This is a genomic window from Kitasatospora sp. NPDC001225 (assembly GCF_053597855.1).
Genome location: NZ_JBSFJC010000091.1, coordinates 21,487 through 36,586, shown reverse-complemented (window position 1 = coordinate 36,586; position 15,100 = coordinate 21,487). Strand labels below are relative to the sequence as shown.

Annotated in this window: 17 protein-coding genes; 12 read left to right on the top strand and 5 right to left on the bottom strand. The window is 74.5% G+C overall.

The window, feature by feature from the left end:
* Positions 1-90 precede the first annotated feature (90 nt).
* From ACWDCZ_RS27100 to ACWDCZ_RS27090, 3 genes are all read left to right on the top strand, one after another.
* On the top strand, positions 91-294 hold the full coding sequence (locus ACWDCZ_RS27100; RefSeq protein WP_449817190.1) for a DUF397 domain-containing protein: 204 nt from the start codon (positions 91-93) through the stop codon (positions 292-294).
* Positions 295-464: 170 nt separating this feature from the next.
* Positions 465-1,208: a CPBP family intramembrane glutamic endopeptidase gene (locus tag ACWDCZ_RS27095; protein WP_449817189.1), complete on the top strand. Its 744-nt coding sequence runs from the start codon at positions 465-467 to the stop codon at positions 1,206-1,208.
* 74 nt (positions 1,209-1,282) lie between these two features.
* Positions 1,283-1,939, top strand: coding sequence for a class I SAM-dependent methyltransferase (locus tag ACWDCZ_RS27090; RefSeq protein ID WP_074005293.1), 657 nt, complete (start codon positions 1,283-1,285; stop codon positions 1,937-1,939).
* Here ACWDCZ_RS27090 and ACWDCZ_RS27085 read toward each other — a convergent pair.
* The 3 genes from ACWDCZ_RS27085 to ACWDCZ_RS27075 all read right to left on the bottom strand — a co-directional run bounded on the left by ACWDCZ_RS27085 (position 1,915) and on the right by ACWDCZ_RS27075 (position 4,124).
* Entirely contained in the window at positions 1,915-2,754 is an 840-nt protein-coding gene (locus ACWDCZ_RS27085) for a helix-turn-helix domain-containing protein (RefSeq protein ID WP_449817188.1), read from the bottom strand. The genes ACWDCZ_RS27090 and ACWDCZ_RS27085 overlap by 25 nt on opposite strands.
* Before the next feature lie 76 nt (positions 2,755-2,830).
* A complete protein-coding gene (locus ACWDCZ_RS27080; RefSeq protein WP_449817187.1) occupies positions 2,831-3,445 on the bottom strand; it encodes an RICIN domain-containing protein in 615 nt (204 codons plus the stop codon).
* Between the two features lie 34 nt (positions 3,446-3,479).
* A complete protein-coding gene (locus ACWDCZ_RS27075; protein WP_117485127.1) occupies positions 3,480-4,124 on the bottom strand; it encodes a hypothetical protein in 645 nt (214 codons plus the stop codon).
* A gap of 237 nt (positions 4,125-4,361) precedes the next feature.
* On the opposite strand from ACWDCZ_RS27075, the gene ACWDCZ_RS27070 reads away from it, so the two are divergent.
* The 9 genes from ACWDCZ_RS27070 (at position 4,362) to ACWDCZ_RS27030 (ending at position 13,180) form a co-directional block, all read left to right on the top strand.
* Positions 4,362-5,612, top strand: a complete 1,251-nt coding sequence (locus ACWDCZ_RS27070) for a sensor histidine kinase (RefSeq protein ID WP_449817186.1) — start codon at positions 4,362-4,364, stop codon at positions 5,610-5,612.
* Positions 5,609-6,211 (top strand): response regulator transcription factor, encoded by a 603-nt coding sequence (locus ACWDCZ_RS27065; RefSeq protein WP_074005297.1) that lies wholly within the window; start codon positions 5,609-5,611, stop codon positions 6,209-6,211. Before ACWDCZ_RS27070 ends, ACWDCZ_RS27065 begins: the two co-directional genes overlap by 4 nt.
* A gap of 294 nt (positions 6,212-6,505) precedes the next feature.
* On the top strand, positions 6,506-7,429 hold the full coding sequence (locus tag ACWDCZ_RS27060) for a hypothetical protein (protein ID WP_449817185.1): 924 nt from the start codon (positions 6,506-6,508) through the stop codon (positions 7,427-7,429).
* A 52-nt stretch (positions 7,430-7,481) separates the two neighbouring features.
* Positions 7,482-8,279: a hypothetical protein gene (locus ACWDCZ_RS27055; protein ID WP_449817184.1), complete on the top strand. Its 798-nt coding sequence runs from the start codon at positions 7,482-7,484 to the stop codon at positions 8,277-8,279.
* A complete protein-coding gene (locus tag ACWDCZ_RS27050; protein WP_449817183.1) occupies positions 8,276-9,130 on the top strand; it encodes a hypothetical protein in 855 nt (284 codons plus the stop codon). Before ACWDCZ_RS27055 ends, ACWDCZ_RS27050 begins: the two co-directional genes overlap by 4 nt.
* Entirely contained in the window at positions 9,127-10,128 is a 1,002-nt protein-coding gene (locus ACWDCZ_RS27045; RefSeq protein WP_449817182.1) for a hypothetical protein, read from the top strand. Before ACWDCZ_RS27050 ends, ACWDCZ_RS27045 begins: the two co-directional genes overlap by 4 nt.
* A 220-nt stretch (positions 10,129-10,348) precedes the next feature.
* Complete coding sequence (locus ACWDCZ_RS27040; protein WP_449817181.1) at positions 10,349-11,002, top strand: DUF4232 domain-containing protein; 654 nt, start codon at positions 10,349-10,351, stop codon at positions 11,000-11,002.
* Positions 11,003-11,283: 281 nt separating this feature from the next.
* The gene (locus tag ACWDCZ_RS27035) at positions 11,284-12,483 is read left to right on the top strand and encodes an RNA-guided endonuclease InsQ/TnpB family protein (protein WP_449817191.1); all 1,200 of its coding nucleotides are present in this window, start codon (positions 11,284-11,286) and stop codon (positions 12,481-12,483) included.
* Positions 12,484-12,520: 37 nt separating this feature from the next.
* Positions 12,521-13,180, top strand: a complete 660-nt coding sequence (locus ACWDCZ_RS27030) for an SGNH/GDSL hydrolase family protein (RefSeq protein WP_449817180.1) — start codon at positions 12,521-12,523, stop codon at positions 13,178-13,180.
* 32 nt (positions 13,181-13,212) lie between these two features.
* Here the strand turns inward: ACWDCZ_RS27030 and ACWDCZ_RS27025 are convergent, their stop codons facing one another.
* A complete protein-coding gene (locus ACWDCZ_RS27025) occupies positions 13,213-14,127 on the bottom strand; it encodes an endonuclease/exonuclease/phosphatase family protein (RefSeq protein ID WP_449817179.1) in 915 nt (304 codons plus the stop codon).
* Positions 14,128-14,363: 236 nt separating this feature from the next.
* On the bottom strand, positions 14,364-15,056 hold the full coding sequence (locus ACWDCZ_RS27020) for a M15 family metallopeptidase (RefSeq protein WP_449817178.1): 693 nt from the start codon (positions 15,054-15,056) through the stop codon (positions 14,364-14,366).
* Positions 15,057-15,100: the final 44 nt, after the last annotated feature.

Sequence of the window (15,100 nt, the reverse complement as noted above, 5' to 3'; positions counted from 1 at the left end):
TCGGGGTGCTCGTCTGACCCCCTCCCGGGGGGCGGCCCCGCGCCGCGCGGGGCAGCCCACCACCGACTGAGGGCCCAGGAGGTCATCCGCGTGACAGCTGGCCTGGCATGGCGCAAGAGCAGTTACAGCGGTGGCGAAGGCGGCGACTGCATCGAGGTCGCCAGCGGGCTTCTGGACTCCGTCCCCGTCCGTGACAGCAAGGACCCCCACGGCCCGGCTCTCACCTTCGCCTCCGAGGCGTGGCGGTCCTTCGTCGCCGGTGTCCGGGCGGGCGAGTTCCCGGCCGGTTTCTGAAGAGCTCTTTCGGGCGGCCCTGCGGAGCACGCAGGGCCGCCCGGTCTGCCGTGGCGTGCGCAGGAAGTCGGCGGGTCCGACTTTCTGCGCGCCCGTCACCGGCATCTCGGTTGGGGGTCAACTCGTCCGTGATGATGCTGACTTGATGTTCCCGCGCCTACCATCGAGCCGTGCTGAAGCGATGGGGGAGCCAGGTGCGCCGGCATCCGGTGCTGGGGGCGGTCGGGGTCGCGGTCGTCTGGCAGGCGGTGATCGTGGTGGTGGCGAAGGCGTTGCCGCCGTTGGAGCCAGGGTGGTTCCCGCAGTTGGGGCCGACCGTGGTCAATCTGGCGGGCGCGGCGGTGGTGCTGGTGCTGCTCCGGGTCTGGGGGCTGCTGGCGACCGGCGGGGTGGCGGGCCTCGGGGTGATGGCGCGCTGGCCGGTGCTGCTGCCACTGGTGGTGGTGGCGGGGCTGGCGGCGCTGCCCGGGATCGAGGGCGGCACGGCGACCCTGGTGGGCGGGGTGGTGCTGATGCTCGCCATCGGGGTCAGTGAGGAACTGAGCAGCCGGGCGCTGGTGTTGGAGGTCGCGCGGCCGCTCGGCCCGGTGCGCGCGGTGGTGCTGACGGCGGTGCTGTTCGGGGTCGGGCACCTCGACAACTGGCTGTTCTTCGGCGCGCCCCTGGGCAACACGCTGTGGCAGGTGCTGGAGGCCGGCGCGTTCGGCTTCTGCCTGTGCGGGGCGCGCCTGTACATCGGGAGCGTCTGGCCGCTGGTGCTGGTGCACGCGCTGTCCGACTACCTGGAGATCTACTCGCCCGGGAAGACGGCCGACTGGCTGCAGGCACTGGGCCTGGCCGTCGACCTGGGGCTCGGGATCGGGCTGCTCCTGCTGCTCCGGGCCCGTACGGCTCCCGCCCCGACCGCTTCCTGAAGCGCTCCTCCGCCCCCGGGGACGCGAGCGATTCGTTCAAGACGCGACCCCAACCGCCCGACCACACTGGCCGGATGACACCGACCGACGCCTTCACCCCCGCCGCCGGGCGCCTCGCCCTCGGGCTCTACGACCCGATCGTCTCGCTCACCCGCGAACGCCTGTGGCGCAGCCTGCTCGCCATGCACGCCGCCCCGCGCCCCGGTGACGTCATCGTCGACGTCGGCTGCGGCACCGGGTCCTTCGCCGTCCTGCTGGGCCGCGCCGAACCGCAGGCCACCGTCGTCGGCGTCGACCCCGACCCCGCCGTGCTGCGCCTGGCCCGCCGCAAGGCCGCCGCGGCCGGGATCGAACCCGACTTCCGTACCGGCATGGGTGACGCGGTGGACGAGGTCGTCGGCGCCGGGACCGCCGACACCGTCGTGTCCAGCCTCGTCCTGCACCAGTGCCCCGTCCCGATGAAGCAGGCCGTCCTCGCCGCCATGCACCGCACGCTGCGCCCCGGCGGGAAGCTGGTGATCGCCGACTACGGGCGGCAGCGCACGGCGGCCATGCGGCTGGCCTTCCGGATCGTCCAGTTCGCCGACGGCAAGGAGGACACCCAGCCGAACGCCGACGGCATCCTGCCCCGGCTGATCGCGGAGGCCGGCTTCGAGGGGGTGCGCGAGGTGGACACCGTCGCGACGGTGACCGGCTCGATGTCCTTCTACACCGCGCGCCGTCCGGCCTGAACCGCCGTTCCGCGTAGGGCGGGCAGCACCTGCGAGGGTGTCAGACCAGTCAACTCCCGCATCCACCGGGTGAGATGGGCCTGGTCGGCGAACCCGCCCGCGAGCGCCGCCTGTGCCAGCGAGCAGCCCTCGCCGAGGGCCAGTGCCGCCCGGGACAGTCGCTGCCAGCTGCGCCAGCGCGCCAGCGGCACCCCCAACTGCCGTCGGGCCAGGGCCCGCAGGCGTTGCGGGGACAGTCCGACGCGCGCGGCCAGGCCCTCCAGCGGCTCCCGGCCGTCGGCGGCCAGTGCCGCCATCGCCGCGCGCAGCCGAGGGTCCAGCCCGGTGGCGGGCAGCCCGCCACCGGGCCGGACGTCCCGCTCGGTCAGGCCCCGCCACTGCGGGGCGATGGCGACCCCCGGTGCGCAGCCCGCGCGCAGCCGGTCGGCGAAGGCGCAGTGCGGGTCGACGTAGAAGGTCAGCACCTCCCGGGTCGGGGCCATCCGGTGGCGCACCATCGGCGCCACCACGAGCGCGGGCCCGCGGTGGCGCCGCCCGGTGTCGTCGTCGATGGCCACCGTGCGGGCGGCGGCCGCGACGGCGACCTGGAAGGTGGCGTGCCGGTGGAAGGCGCTGTCCGCCAACGGCCCCTGGTAGAGGGCGTATCCGGGGCCGACGGCGAACCGCGGGGCCCCGGCCCCGGCCGCCGGCCCGCCTCCCGCGCCGGGCCGGGCCGGGTCGGCGCGAGCCGGGTCGGGCCGGCCGAACGGCACCCCGCGGCCGTCCGGGTCCGGCCCGCCGACCGGGCACTCCTCGCCGCACACCTGTCCGTCCACGGTCCAACGGTAGGCGCAGCCGTCCGCCCTCGGGCCCGGACCGCCGCCCGGTCCGGTCCGTGCGGCCACGGGGGCGTCAGGAAGCGAGGTGCTCCAGGGTGAACACGGCCACCCGGTCGGAGAACTGGGCGATGGCCGAGCCGGTGCTGCCGGACTGGTCGGCGAGGGCCGCGTAGAAGCCGCTGTGCCCGAGTTTGAGGATCACCTTGCTGGTGTTGCCGGGGTCGGGGTACAGGAAGTGGAAGATCTGGTTGCCGTAGATCCAGCCCTGGCAGTCGAAGAGGTTGAGATTGGCGCCCTCGCCGCCGGTGGCGCCGTCGTTCGGGTTCTGCTTCCACACGCCGAGGCAGTCGCCCTCGTTCCGCCGGCTGCGGAAGATGAACGACTGGTTGTCGGAGTTGTAGTGGCAGAGCTTCCACTGCTGGTTGTAGGCGCCGGTGTCGGGGTTCTGGATGGCCTGTCCCCAGGCGCTGTACTGGTTGCGCTCGACGAGTTGGTTGAAGGGCGTCCTGATCCGGTAGTAGCCGTCGTCGCAGACGTAGCCGTGCCACTCGCTGGAGGCCAGGCCCTGGGTGGCGGCCGAGGCGGGGGCGGCGAGCAGGGTCAGGCCGGACAGCGAGGCGAGGGCGGTGGCGCCGAGGGCGCGCAGCGCGGCGCTGCGGCGGGTGGTGGTGCGGTGCGGGTTCGTCACGGGATCTCCAAGGGCTGTCGGGTCGGCGGGGCGGTCAGCAGCTGCTGATGAGGAGTTGGGCGGCGCGGCGTACGGTGCCGGCGGCCTCGGCGGGCGCGCAGCGGACCGAGCCGATCTCCGGGGACTCGTAGGTGGTGAAGGTCCCGGGGGACGGCGAGGTGGTGACCCAGATGCCGGTGTTGGGGCCGCCGGTCTGGGCGCAGACGCGGTTGACGTACTGGCCGGTGACGACCCGGGTGCCGCGGTAGAGGCCGTAGCGGCCGGGATCGACGAGGTCCCAGGTGTCGCTGACGGTGGTGCTGGTGGTGCTGGAGGTGGTCTTCTGCACCGAGAAGCCGACCTTCACCTCGACCTTGAGGAACAGCGCGCTCGCGGTGGCGGTGATCTCGGTCTTGTTGTCGACGGTGGTGGTCGCCGAGTTGACCCGGGTCAGGATGTCGCTGTGGTGCCCGGTGCTCCCCGGGGCGACGTTGTAGATCAGGAAGTCGGTGACGAGCGGGGTGACCTGTACGTTGACGGGCTCGGCCGTGGTGCGGTCCACGGCCGGGTTGCACAGGGTCGGGAGGGTGTCGGCGTGGGCGGCCGGCGCCGCGCCGAGGCTCAGCAGCCCGACGGCGAGGGCGGTGGTGGCGGAGGCGGCGAGGGTGCGGCGCCGGCGGGTCCTGCGGGCGATGGTCATCCGTGCTCCTGGAGCGGTCGTGGAAGGTGAGGGGGGAGGGTGTGCGCGCGGCGAAGCCCGGGCGCGCGCCCCGTGGAGAGACGGTGGAGAGTCTCGCGGGCGCGCGCCGGTCGCCAGTAGTGGCTGATGCCATGAACCGGCCGGGCGGTGTCACGGTCGGTTTATGACAACTGTCATGATCTATTGGCTGGTTCGGCTACAGACAGGGCGCGGCGACGGCCTCTACGCTGGCCGGACATGAGCACCTCATTCGCGGTGGCCGGTGTGGTCGATCCGGGTCGGCTGGGCCTCCTCACCCGCCGGACGTTGCTCGCCCTGGGGCCCATGTGGCTGCTGCTGGCCGCGAACGACGTCGTCTTCAACCTGGACCCGGTGCGTACCGCGCTGACGGCCCCGGTGATCGTCGCCGTCCTGGTCCAGCACACCCGGCTCGTCCGCCGGGCGGTGCCGCCTCGCGCCGTGGGTCGGGAGCCCGGTGCCGGCCCGCCGGAGGGACAGGGGTACGGCCCCCGCCGCCCCTCCGCGGCCGAGTGGCGGTGGAGCCTCGCGCTGCTGGCCGTGGCGGTCGCCACCTGGGGCGAGATGGCGGACCGTCCGTACACCGCGCTCGACTGGGCGATGGTGCCCGGGGCCATGACGGCGGCCCTGGCCCTGTCCCTGCCGGCCCGGACGCGGCGCCGGCTGCTGACGGCGGTCGCACTGGTCTGCGCGGTGCTGGGCGAGGCCGTGGCGCAGTGGCGCCACGAGACCCCCGGCCTCCTGCCCGGGGTGCCGGCGGCGACCGGCGCCGGGATGCTGCTGTTCGTCGCCGCGGTGGAACTGGTCCTGCTCCGGCTGTGGCGGGCGGTAGTGGAGGCCGAGCAGGTCCGCGAAGCCACGGCCGACCTGGCCGTGGCGGAGGAGCGGATGCGCTTCGCCGCGGACCTGCACGACCTCCAGGGCCACCGGCTCCAGGCCATCACGCTCAAGGGGGAGTTGGCCGAGCGGCTGATCGGCCGCAGCGACCACGAGGCGCGCGCCCAGCTCCGGGAGATCACCGAACTGGCGCGCACCGCCCTGGAGGAGTCCCGGGCCGTGGTCCACGGCTACCGGAGCGCCAGCCTGGGCACCGAACTGGCCAACGCCGTAGGGCTCCTGGAGGCCGCCGGGATCCGCACCGCCGTCGACGGCGACGCCGAACGCGTCCCGCACCAGCTCCAGCCGGCCTTCGCCGCCCTGGTCCGCGAGGGCGTCACCAACATCCTGCGCCACAGCCGCGCCCGGCACTGCCGGATCACCGTCACCGCGGACGCGGGCCGGGTCCGCGTCCTGCTGTGCAACGACGGCGCCCCGGCGCACCCCGCCACCGACCGCGGCAGTGGTAACGGCAGCGGCCTGGCCGGGCTGCGGGAACGCTTCCACGCCATCGGCGGGCACGTCGGCACCACCACCCACCCCGACGGCCGCTTCGAACTGGCCGGCCACACCGACCGGGAGGCCCCCGCGTGATCCGCATCCTGCTCGCCGAGGACGAGGACCTCACCCGCGGCGCCCTCGCGGCGCTCCTCGACCTCGAACCCGACCTGACCGTCACCGCCCAGGCCTGCGACGGCCCCGCGGCCGTCCGGGCCGCCGCCGACCACCCGGTCGACATCGCCCTGCTGGACCTGGAGATGCCCCACCTGGACGGCGTCGGCGCCGCCCAGGCCATCCGCCGCCGCCACCCCGTCCCCGTCGTCCTCGTCACCCGCCACGCCCGGCCCGGCGTACTGCGCCGGGCACTGGCGGCGGGCATCCAGGGCTTCGTGCCCAAGACCACCCCCGCCACCCGACTGGCCGACATCCTGCGCGACGTCCACGGCGGCGGCCGCTACATCGACCACCGGCTCGCCACCCACGCCCTCACCGAGACGCCCTGCCCGCTGACCCCGCGCGAACTGGACGTGCTGCGCGCCGTCCACCGGGGCCAGCCGATCAGCGCGCTGGCCGAGCAGCACCACCTCGCCCCCGGCACCGTCCGCAACTACCTCTCGGGGGCCATCACCAAGCTCGCCGTGCGCACCCGCCACGAGGCGGCGCGGCGGGCCTGGGAGGAAGGGTGGATCTGACGGCACCGGTCCGGCCCCCTGAACCGGCGGGGCGGAAGTAGGCCGTGTTCGAATCGATGTGTCGACACAGTGTCATCACCGCAGGACAGCGCCCATTGCGGTTCGATCACGGTGTGTCCGATTCGTCGAACATTGGGGGAAAGTGTGGCGGTTGATTGTTTTGGCAGTGGTGTCGGCGGCCTTTCATAATTCCTGCCGACACGCGTGACGGAATGCCCGGAGAACCCGCTGGGGGAGTGGTTCCCGTGAGGAGCCCGCGCGTGGGATTCCGCATTCTTCACTGGGGGGATTTCCTTGCCTGAGCCCGAGAACGAGGGCGCCGCCGCCGGACCTCCGGCACCGGCCGAGCCGGCCGCCGCGCCGGGGGCCGCCGCTTCCGAGGTCGCCGCGCCCGGGGCCGCCGCTCCCGCCGCTGCCGCGCCCGACGCCCAGGCCGGCGCCGCCGTACCGCCCGCACCGGAGCAGGCCCCGCGCCGGCTGCCGCGCGCCGTCGGCGTCGCGCTGGCCACCGCCGGACTGCTCGCCGTCACCGCGGCCAGCGCCGCCGTGACCGTCGCCGTCGGCAAGCCCGACACCCGCCCGGTCGCCGCGGCCGCCCCGGCCCCGTCGAAGGCGAGCGCGGGCGCGAGCGCGAGTGCGACGCCCTCGGCCGCGCCCGTCCCGGTGCCCACCGCCGTCCCGGCCGAGCCCGCCCCCGCCAGCACCGTCAAGGGCACCGTCAGCGGCGGCAAGCACGAGGGCGACCTGCGCTACTTCCTGCTCCCCATCCCGGCCGGCGGCGAGTCCTACGGGCCCGTGGACGGGATGGCCATGAGCGACGACGACGTCGCCGACCTCTTCGGCAAGCAGGACGGCATCATGGACATCCTCAAGTCCTACGGCTACAAGGGCGGCGCGAACCGGATGTACCGGACCGCCGACGGCAAGGCCGAAGTCACCGTCACCCTGCTGAAGTTCGGCTCCACCGCGATGGCGGCCGACTTCGCCAGGAACTACAAGATCAAGTCGCTGGACCCGTTCGACATCGACGGCGACTCCGGCGGCCGCGGCTACCTGAAGGCCCCCAAGCAGCAGGCCTATACCGGCTCGATGAGCGGCATCTCCAGCCAGGGCGACGTCCAGTACACGATCGACGTCGACGTGAAGGGGACGCCCGACAAGGCGCTGCTGAACGAGCTGATGAAGCGCCAGCGCGAGTGGCTCACCACCGGCGGCTGAGCCCGGCTCCGCCCTTTCCCCGTCCTCTTCCTCCTCCTCTGGAGCCACTTCCGTGACCACCGAACCCGCGGAGCCGGTGCCCGCCGTGCCCGCCGTTCCGCCGCCGCCCGCCGCACCGCCCGTCGCGCCCGAGGCCTTCGCCTCCGGGACCGTCGCGCCCGAGGCCGTCGCTCCGAAGGCCCCGCGCCGCCCCCGCCCCGTGCTGCTCACCGCCTGCGCCCTGGTGCTGGGCACCCTGGCCGGCGGCGGCGTCGGCTACGCCGTGCAGGCCCAGCGCCCGCCCACGCCGCTGCCGCCGCTCCAGGCCGCCCGCCCGGCCTACCCGGCCGAGCGGGTCGACGCGGCCGCCCTCGCCGCCGAGCAGCCCGCGCCGCTCGGCATCGACGGCGACCTGACCAAGCTGCTGATCGGCGCCCCCGAGGGCAGCGCCCCCTGGGGCGACTACCCGGACAAGCCGAGCTGGATCTCGATCGGCGAACTCGCCGAGCAGAACGGCAGGTCGGCCGGCACGTTCAAGGAACTCGCCTCGCGCGGCTTCCGGCGCGCGGCCGAGGTCGACTGGAAGAAGGACGGCGTCTTCTACCGCGCCCAGCTGATCCAGTTCACCGCGGACCGTGCCGACGAGGCGAAGGCCGACCACTGGCAGGAGTTCGCCGAGGGCGCCAACGGCGGCTACAGGGTGGACGCCGTGCCCACCCACTGGGCCGAGAGCACCGAGCAGTACTACTACGGCCAGGCCGCCGCCACGCGCGGCACGGTGAAGATGAGGATCCAGGTCTTCGACACCAAGCCGGTGAACCCCGACACCCTCAAGGACCTCGCCAAGCGGCAGTGGGAGCGGCTCGCGTGAACGACGACACCATGACCACCGCCGCCGACCCGGGCGCGCCCGAACCGGCACCCGAGGGTTCGGTCGGCGGGTCCGCCGCGCCCGCAGGCCCCGCCGCGCCCGCAGGCCCGAGCCCCGCCTCCCGCCGCCTGCTGCGCGCGGGGGCCGCGACCGCCGCCGCCGCGCTGGTCGGCGTGGCCGTCGGCGTCGGCATCATCAAGACCCAGTACGACGACCCCGCGCCGGCCACCGCCGCCGCCCCGTCCACCGGTCCCACCCCCACCGCGACCGCCACGCCGTACGGCGCCAAGTCCAACGGCAGCCACTTCGGTTCGATGCGCGACCTGCTGCTGCCCGTCCCGGCCGGCTACCGGCCCGGCCCGGACGACGGCGGCTACGGCCACGACAGCGAGCAGAACGGCGAGCAGCTGTCCGCCGAGATGGACGCCGACCTCCAGCAGCTCCCCAAGGACAAGCGCGACAAGATGCGCGCCTACTGGGAGGGCATGCACGTCAAGGCCTCCGGCGTGCGCACCTACCTCGCCGACGGGGACGACCTGGTGATCGGCCTGAAGCTGCGCCAGTTCAACCAGCAGGAAGTGCAGCGGATCAACGAGTACACCGCGGTCTTCACCGGCGACACCGGCCTGTTCCGGGTCGGCCCGGCCGTCCCCGGGCACCCCGAGGCGCACTGCTACCTGATGCCGGCGCCGCCGTCCGCGCCGATCGACTACCTGGAGTGCTCGGCCGCCGAGGGCGACCTCCTGGTGGTCATGAGCGCCGAGGGCGTGGCGCCGCTGCCCAAGGACAAGATCGTCGCCCTCTTCACCCTCCAGCTCGACCGCCTCGCCCGCCCCGGAGCCTCCGTATGACCGACCACGCCACCCCGCCGCCCGCGCCCGCGAACGCGCCCGTGCCCGGGAAGGGGGCCGATCCGGTCCTGGAGGCGCTCGCCGCGCCCGTCGCCGAGCCCTTCGCCGCCGCCGAGGACCCCGCGGAGCAGGAGGCCCGCCGCACCCGGCGCCGCAAGGCCGCGGTGCGCTGGAGCGGCGCCGTCCTGGTGTTCGCCCTCGCCGGCACCGGCAGCGCGCTGGCCGTCACCGCCCCCGACCGGACCGACCTGCCGGGCCTGGCCACCGCGAGCGACGGCCGCTACACCTTCGCGCCGCTGACGCTGCCTCCGCTGCCCGCGGGCCAGGAGGCCCCGGACGACAAGGGCAAGTCCCCGCACCACGCGGACCTGCGCTACCTGCTGCTGCCCGCGCCCAAGGAGGCCGGCGGCTCGCTGACCCCGCCGGTCTTCCCGGCGCCCACCGCGGCCGCCCCCTCGGGCTCGCCGACCGCCGCCCCGTCGGCCCCGGCCTCCCCGGCGCCCTCGGCCTCCGCGTCCGCCGGCGCCTCCGCCTCCGCCGCCGGCTCCGCGTTCGGCCAGTGGGTGCCCTGCGACGCGATCGCCGACGAGCAGCAGGACCCGGTCAAGATGCGCTCCGTGCTGCTGGAGCACGCCTGCCGCGCGGCCACCGTCCGGGAGTGGACCGCCTCCGACGGCACCCGCACCCAGATCCGGCTGCTGCGCTTCGGCTCCGTCCGGGAGTCCTGGGGCGCCTTCGCCGACGTGCGCTCCAAGGGCGGCCCCAAGGCCGCACCCTCCACCAAGGGCACCCCCCACGACGACTGGGACGCCCTCGACGGCAGCAGCCTGACCCTCGTGGAGTCCACCACGGCCGGCACCAAGGGCGCCCCCACCGCCCGCGTCGCCTACCTCTCCGCCGCCGACGTCGTCGCCGTCATCACCATGACCAACCCCGCCGGCGTGCCCACCGCGCCCTTCCGGCAGGTCGTCACCCTCCAGGGCGAACTGCTCGGCTGACCCGCCCTGTTCCACCGGGCCGGCCCCCTTCCTGCGGCGGCCGGCCCGGCGGCGTTCCCCGCCCCCGCGTCGTCCAACACCCCCTCCGTACAAGCCTTCTGACACAGGCCTTCTGGGACAGGATCGGGATATTTCCCGCACCGGCCCGTGAACGACCCGCCCGTACGGTGATCACACGCCGGTGAACCGCACCGCCGGGACGACAGCAGGAGAACCCCCCATGCGCACGCGCCGCCTCGCCCTCACCGCCGCCGCCGTCGCGGCGATCGCCGCCACCGCCACGGCCTGCGGACCGGACAACAGCGACGCGGCCGCCCCCACCGCCCCCGTGACCAAGGCCGCCGCGCCCTCCGAGCCCGCCGCGCCCGCCACGGCCGCGCCGGCCGGAGCCGCACCGACGAAGACGGCCCCGCCCAAGTCCCCTGCCGCGCCCGCCGGTTCGGCATCCGCCGCACCCGGCGACAAGAGCGGGTACGGCCAGGTCTGCGGCGCCAACGACCTGGACTTCGTCGCGAAGGCCGAAACCCAGGCCGGCGGCTACCTCCTGATCAGCGCCAAGGCCAAGTCGGGCATCACCTGCACGCTCCCCGCGGGCCACCCCGTCATCGCGTTCGGCTCGGGCGGCATCGAGGCCGCCGCCTTCGAGCGCGGGGCGGGAGAGCAGATCACCCTGAGCGGCGCCAAGACCGCGTACGCGGGCATCATGACCAAGACCACCAAGGGCAACCAGGCGGTCCAGTACACCGACGTCATCATCGGCATCGGCACCCCCGACCCGAACCCGGTGAGCATCCCCGTCGGCACCACCCCGGTCGACAGGCCGGTCGTCACCAACTGGCACACCCTGCCGAAGGACGCCGTCCCCGTCGGCTGACATGTCGTCATCTCGCGCTCCCCACAGGTGAGATGAAGGTTGACGTCAGCGCGGTGACAGTGCGGCCCGGCACCTTCGAGAGGTCCGGACCCACCCCTCGCGAGGAGCACCCATCCCTGATCTTCGGAGGGTATCCCCGGCTTCAGCCGGGGAGGGAATCCGATCCTGAGATCGGCGGCGCGGAGCGCCGCCACGTCCCTGCGCAGCGGGACGCTCGTGGTGTCTTCTGTCAGCGGCGTGTGGCATGTTGATGGTCGAGGCGGTGGAGGGGGTGGGTCGTGTTGATTCGTGCGTACAAGTTCTTGATGCGGCCCACCGTGGGCCAGCAGCAGGCACTGGCTGAGATGCTGCGGGACCACTGCTCGCTCTACAACGGGGCGTTGCAGGAGCGACGTGATGCCTGGCGGCATGTCTCCAGGACGACGGTCCGCTACGGCGGGCAGTCCGCGCAGCTCAAGGAGATCCGGGCGTTCGACCCGGAGTGTCAGGGCCGGTGGTCCTTCTCCTCCCAGCAGGCCACGCTTCGACGGCTGGACAAGGCGTTCGCCGCGTTCTTCCGCCGGGTCGAGTCCGGCGAGAAACCCGGCTACCCGCGCTTTCGGGGCGTGAACCGGTTCGACACGGTGGACTTCCCCAGAAACGGTGACGGCTGCCGCTGGGACTCGACCCCGCACGACCCGGTGACCCGTGTCCGGTTCCAGAGTGCCGGCCACGTCAAGGTGCATCGGCACCGTGCGGTGGTCGGCACGGTCAAGACCGTGTCCGTCAAGCGTGAGGGCAAGCGCTGGTACGTGGTGCTGACTGCCGAGCAGGCCCGGCCCGATCCGCTGCCCGCGACCGGCAGCGTGGTCGGCATCGACATGGGCATAGCCAACTTCCTCGCCGACTCCGACGGCGAGTTCGTTGCCAACCCCCGCCACGGCCGGAAGGCCGCCGCGAAGCTCGAAGCCGCTCAGCAGGCCCTCAGTCGGTGCAAGCGCCGTGGCAATCGCCGCCGCAAGGCTGTGGAGACCATGGCCGGGCTGCACCGTAAGGTCCGCCGTCAACGGCTCGACCATGCCCACAAGACCGCCCTCGGACTGGTCCGCGCGCATGATCTGATCGCGCACGAAGACCTCAAGATCCGCAACATGGTCAAGGCCCCCGCGCCGAAACCCGACCCCGAACAGGCAGGCGCGTTCCTGCCGAACGGGGCTGCGGCCAAGGCCGGACTCAACCGCTCGATATCGGATGCCGGATGGGGGGTGTTCCTCACGATCCTGCACGCCAAGGCTGAAAGCGCCGGACGGGAAGTGATCGCCGTGGACCCCCGCAACACCTCCCGGACGTGCCCCGCATGCGGACACACCACGGCGGAGAACCGGCCCACCCGGGACACCTTCCACTGCACCGGCTGCGCCCACTGGGCACACTCCGACACGGTGGGAGCCGTCAATGTTCTACGGGCCGGGCTGGCCCGTCGCAACGCCCGGAAGGGTTAGCGAGAAGCCCCCGGCTTCAGCCGGGGGAGGAGTCACGATGATCACCCTCCGGCCGGGAAGCACCGTGCTGTTCACCGGCGACTCGACCACCGACTGCCGCCGCCGGGAGAGCGAGGACGGCCTCGGGTGCGGCTACCCGCTGCGCGTCGCGGGCGAGTGGGCCCACCGCCACCCCGACCGGCCGGTGACCTGGCTGAACACCGCGAACGCGGGCGACAAGGTGACGGACCTGGAAGCCCGCTGGCAGGCGGACGTCCTCGACGCGCGCCCGGACGTCGTCTCGATCCTCGTCGGGGTCAACGACGCGGGCCGGCGCATCCTCGACCCGCGGGGGTACCCGATCCCCGCCGAACGCTTCGAGGCGGGCTACGACCGCCTCCTCGCGCCCCTCGCCGAAGCGGGCACGGAACTCGTCCTCATCGAGCCGTTCCTCCTGCCGATCCGCGGCACCGTCGAGGCCGGCGCCGCGCTCATCGGCGAGAAGGAACGCGAGCGGTGGCGCGCCGACCTGGACCCGAAGATCCAGGCCGTCCGCAGGCTCGCCCGCCGCTACGGGGCCCACCTGCTCGCCGCCGACGGCAGGTTCGCCGAACTCGCCGCGACGGCCGGAGCCGAGTACTGGGCCGAGGACGGCGTCCACCCGACGCCGGCCGGCCACGCCGCCCTCGCGGCGGCCTGGCTTCGGCTGGTCGCCTGACCGGGCTCGGGCCTGCCGCCGGGCCCCCGCCGTCAGCCCCGTAGCCGTGCCGCCACCGGCCGGTGGTCGCTGGGGGTGGCGGGCAGGGTCCAGGTGGCGGTGGCGGGGAGATCGCGGGTGAGGATGTGGTCGATCCGGGCCAGGGGGAGGGCGGACGGCCAGCTGAAGCCGAAGCCGCTGCGCGCGGGGGTGAGGCGGCTGGTGAGCGGGGCGAGGGCGCGGTCGTCGGCGGCGGTGTTGAGGTCGCCCAGCAGCAGGACCCGGCGCAGTGGTTCGGCGTCCAGGGCCTGGCCGAGGGCGGCGATGTCGCGGTCGCGGTGGGCGGTGGCGAAGCCGGTGGCGGTCATCCGCACCGAGGCGAGGTGGGCGACGTAGACGGCCAACGGCCCGCCGGGGGCGCTGACTTCGGCCCGCAGGGAGCGGTTCCAGCCGGGGTCGATGACCAGCCGCCGGGACTCCGTCACCGGGTAGCGGCTCCACAGCGCGACGGTGCCGGTGCGGGCGTGGTGGGGCAGCGCCTTGTCCAGCACGCCCTGGTAGGCGGGCAGGGCGGTGTCGGTGACCTCCTCCAGCGCGACCAGGTCCGGGCTGGCGGCGAGCAGGGCGCGGGCGGTGCCGGCCGGGTCCGGGTTGGCGGCGTTCACGTTGTGGGTGACCACCGTCAGCCCCGGCCCGCTGCTCCCGCCCGTCGACGCCCCGTGCGCCGGAGCCCCGCCGCCCAGCAGCAGCGGCCCGAACGCCACCGCCCACACCACCGCCAGCACCCCGCCCGCGCAGGCCGCCGCCGGCGCCCGGCGCAGCGCCGCGCACAGCAGCGCCGCCACCGCCACCAGGGCGCTCCAGGGCAGGGCGCTCTCCCACAGGCTGCCCAGGCCCACGCCCAGTTCCGGCACCAGCCGGTGGCCGCCCAGGGCGAGCGCGGTGAGCAGCCCGAGCGCGGCGGGCACGCGCCCGCGCCGCCACCGGGGGACGGCGCGCCAGCGGGGTGCGGCCCGTCGGCGGGGTTCGGCTTGTCGCCCCCGTGCGGCCCGTCGCCCTCGTGTGATCGGCCACCGGGGTGCGGCCAGCCACCGGCGTACGGCCCACCACCCGGGTGCGGCCCGTCGCCGGGACGGCCGGGCGGCCCCGTCGGGCGCCTCGGCGGGCGTGTCGGAACCGGCGGGAGCGGTCACGGCGCGCCCCCTCACCCTGCGGCGTCCGGCAGCGGCGCCGGGCAGGTCCCGCCCGGCGTCGTGAGCAGTTCGAAGTGCCAGATCTCGTTGGCGTACACCTGGCACAGCCCGTACCGGGCGCCGTTCTGGATCAGCCAGTAGTCGGCGCTGGTCGGGCCGACGTCCACCGCCTTGCCGCTGACGTGCGCGGACTTCTCCGGCGTGTTGACGAACTTCCGGGCCTGCTCCAGGCTCCCGTACGTGACCACCCCCCGGTCCAGCAGCCGCTGCTGGTAGGCCTTGCTGCGCCAGCCGGAGGTGACGGTCATCTCGATGCCCTTGGCCCGCGCGTCGACGGCCGCCTGCTGCAGGGCCTCGCGCAGCGGACCGTCCAGGTTGCCCACGGCGGGGGAGCCGGTGTCGGAGGGGGTCAGCGTCCGGCCGTCGGGTATCTCCCCGTCCGCCTCCGCCTCCGTCGTGACGGGCGGGGCGGTGACGGGCTGGGCGGTGACGGTGGCCGCCAGGGTGCGCAGGACGGCCTCGGTGCCCGGCGGGTCGGCGGCGCACGCCCCGGCCAGGGCCAGCACCGCCGTCGCGGCGGCGCCCGCGGCCAGCCGCCGCTGCCGTCCGCTCCGCGCGGTCGTCCCCGTGGCCGTCCCCGTCCCCGTCTCCGTGCCCGTGGCCGTGCTGGTCCCCGTCTCCGTCGGGGTGTCCGTCGTGTCCATTTCCTGCCTCCCGGTGGTGCTCGTCCGTTGCCGGACCATTGGAG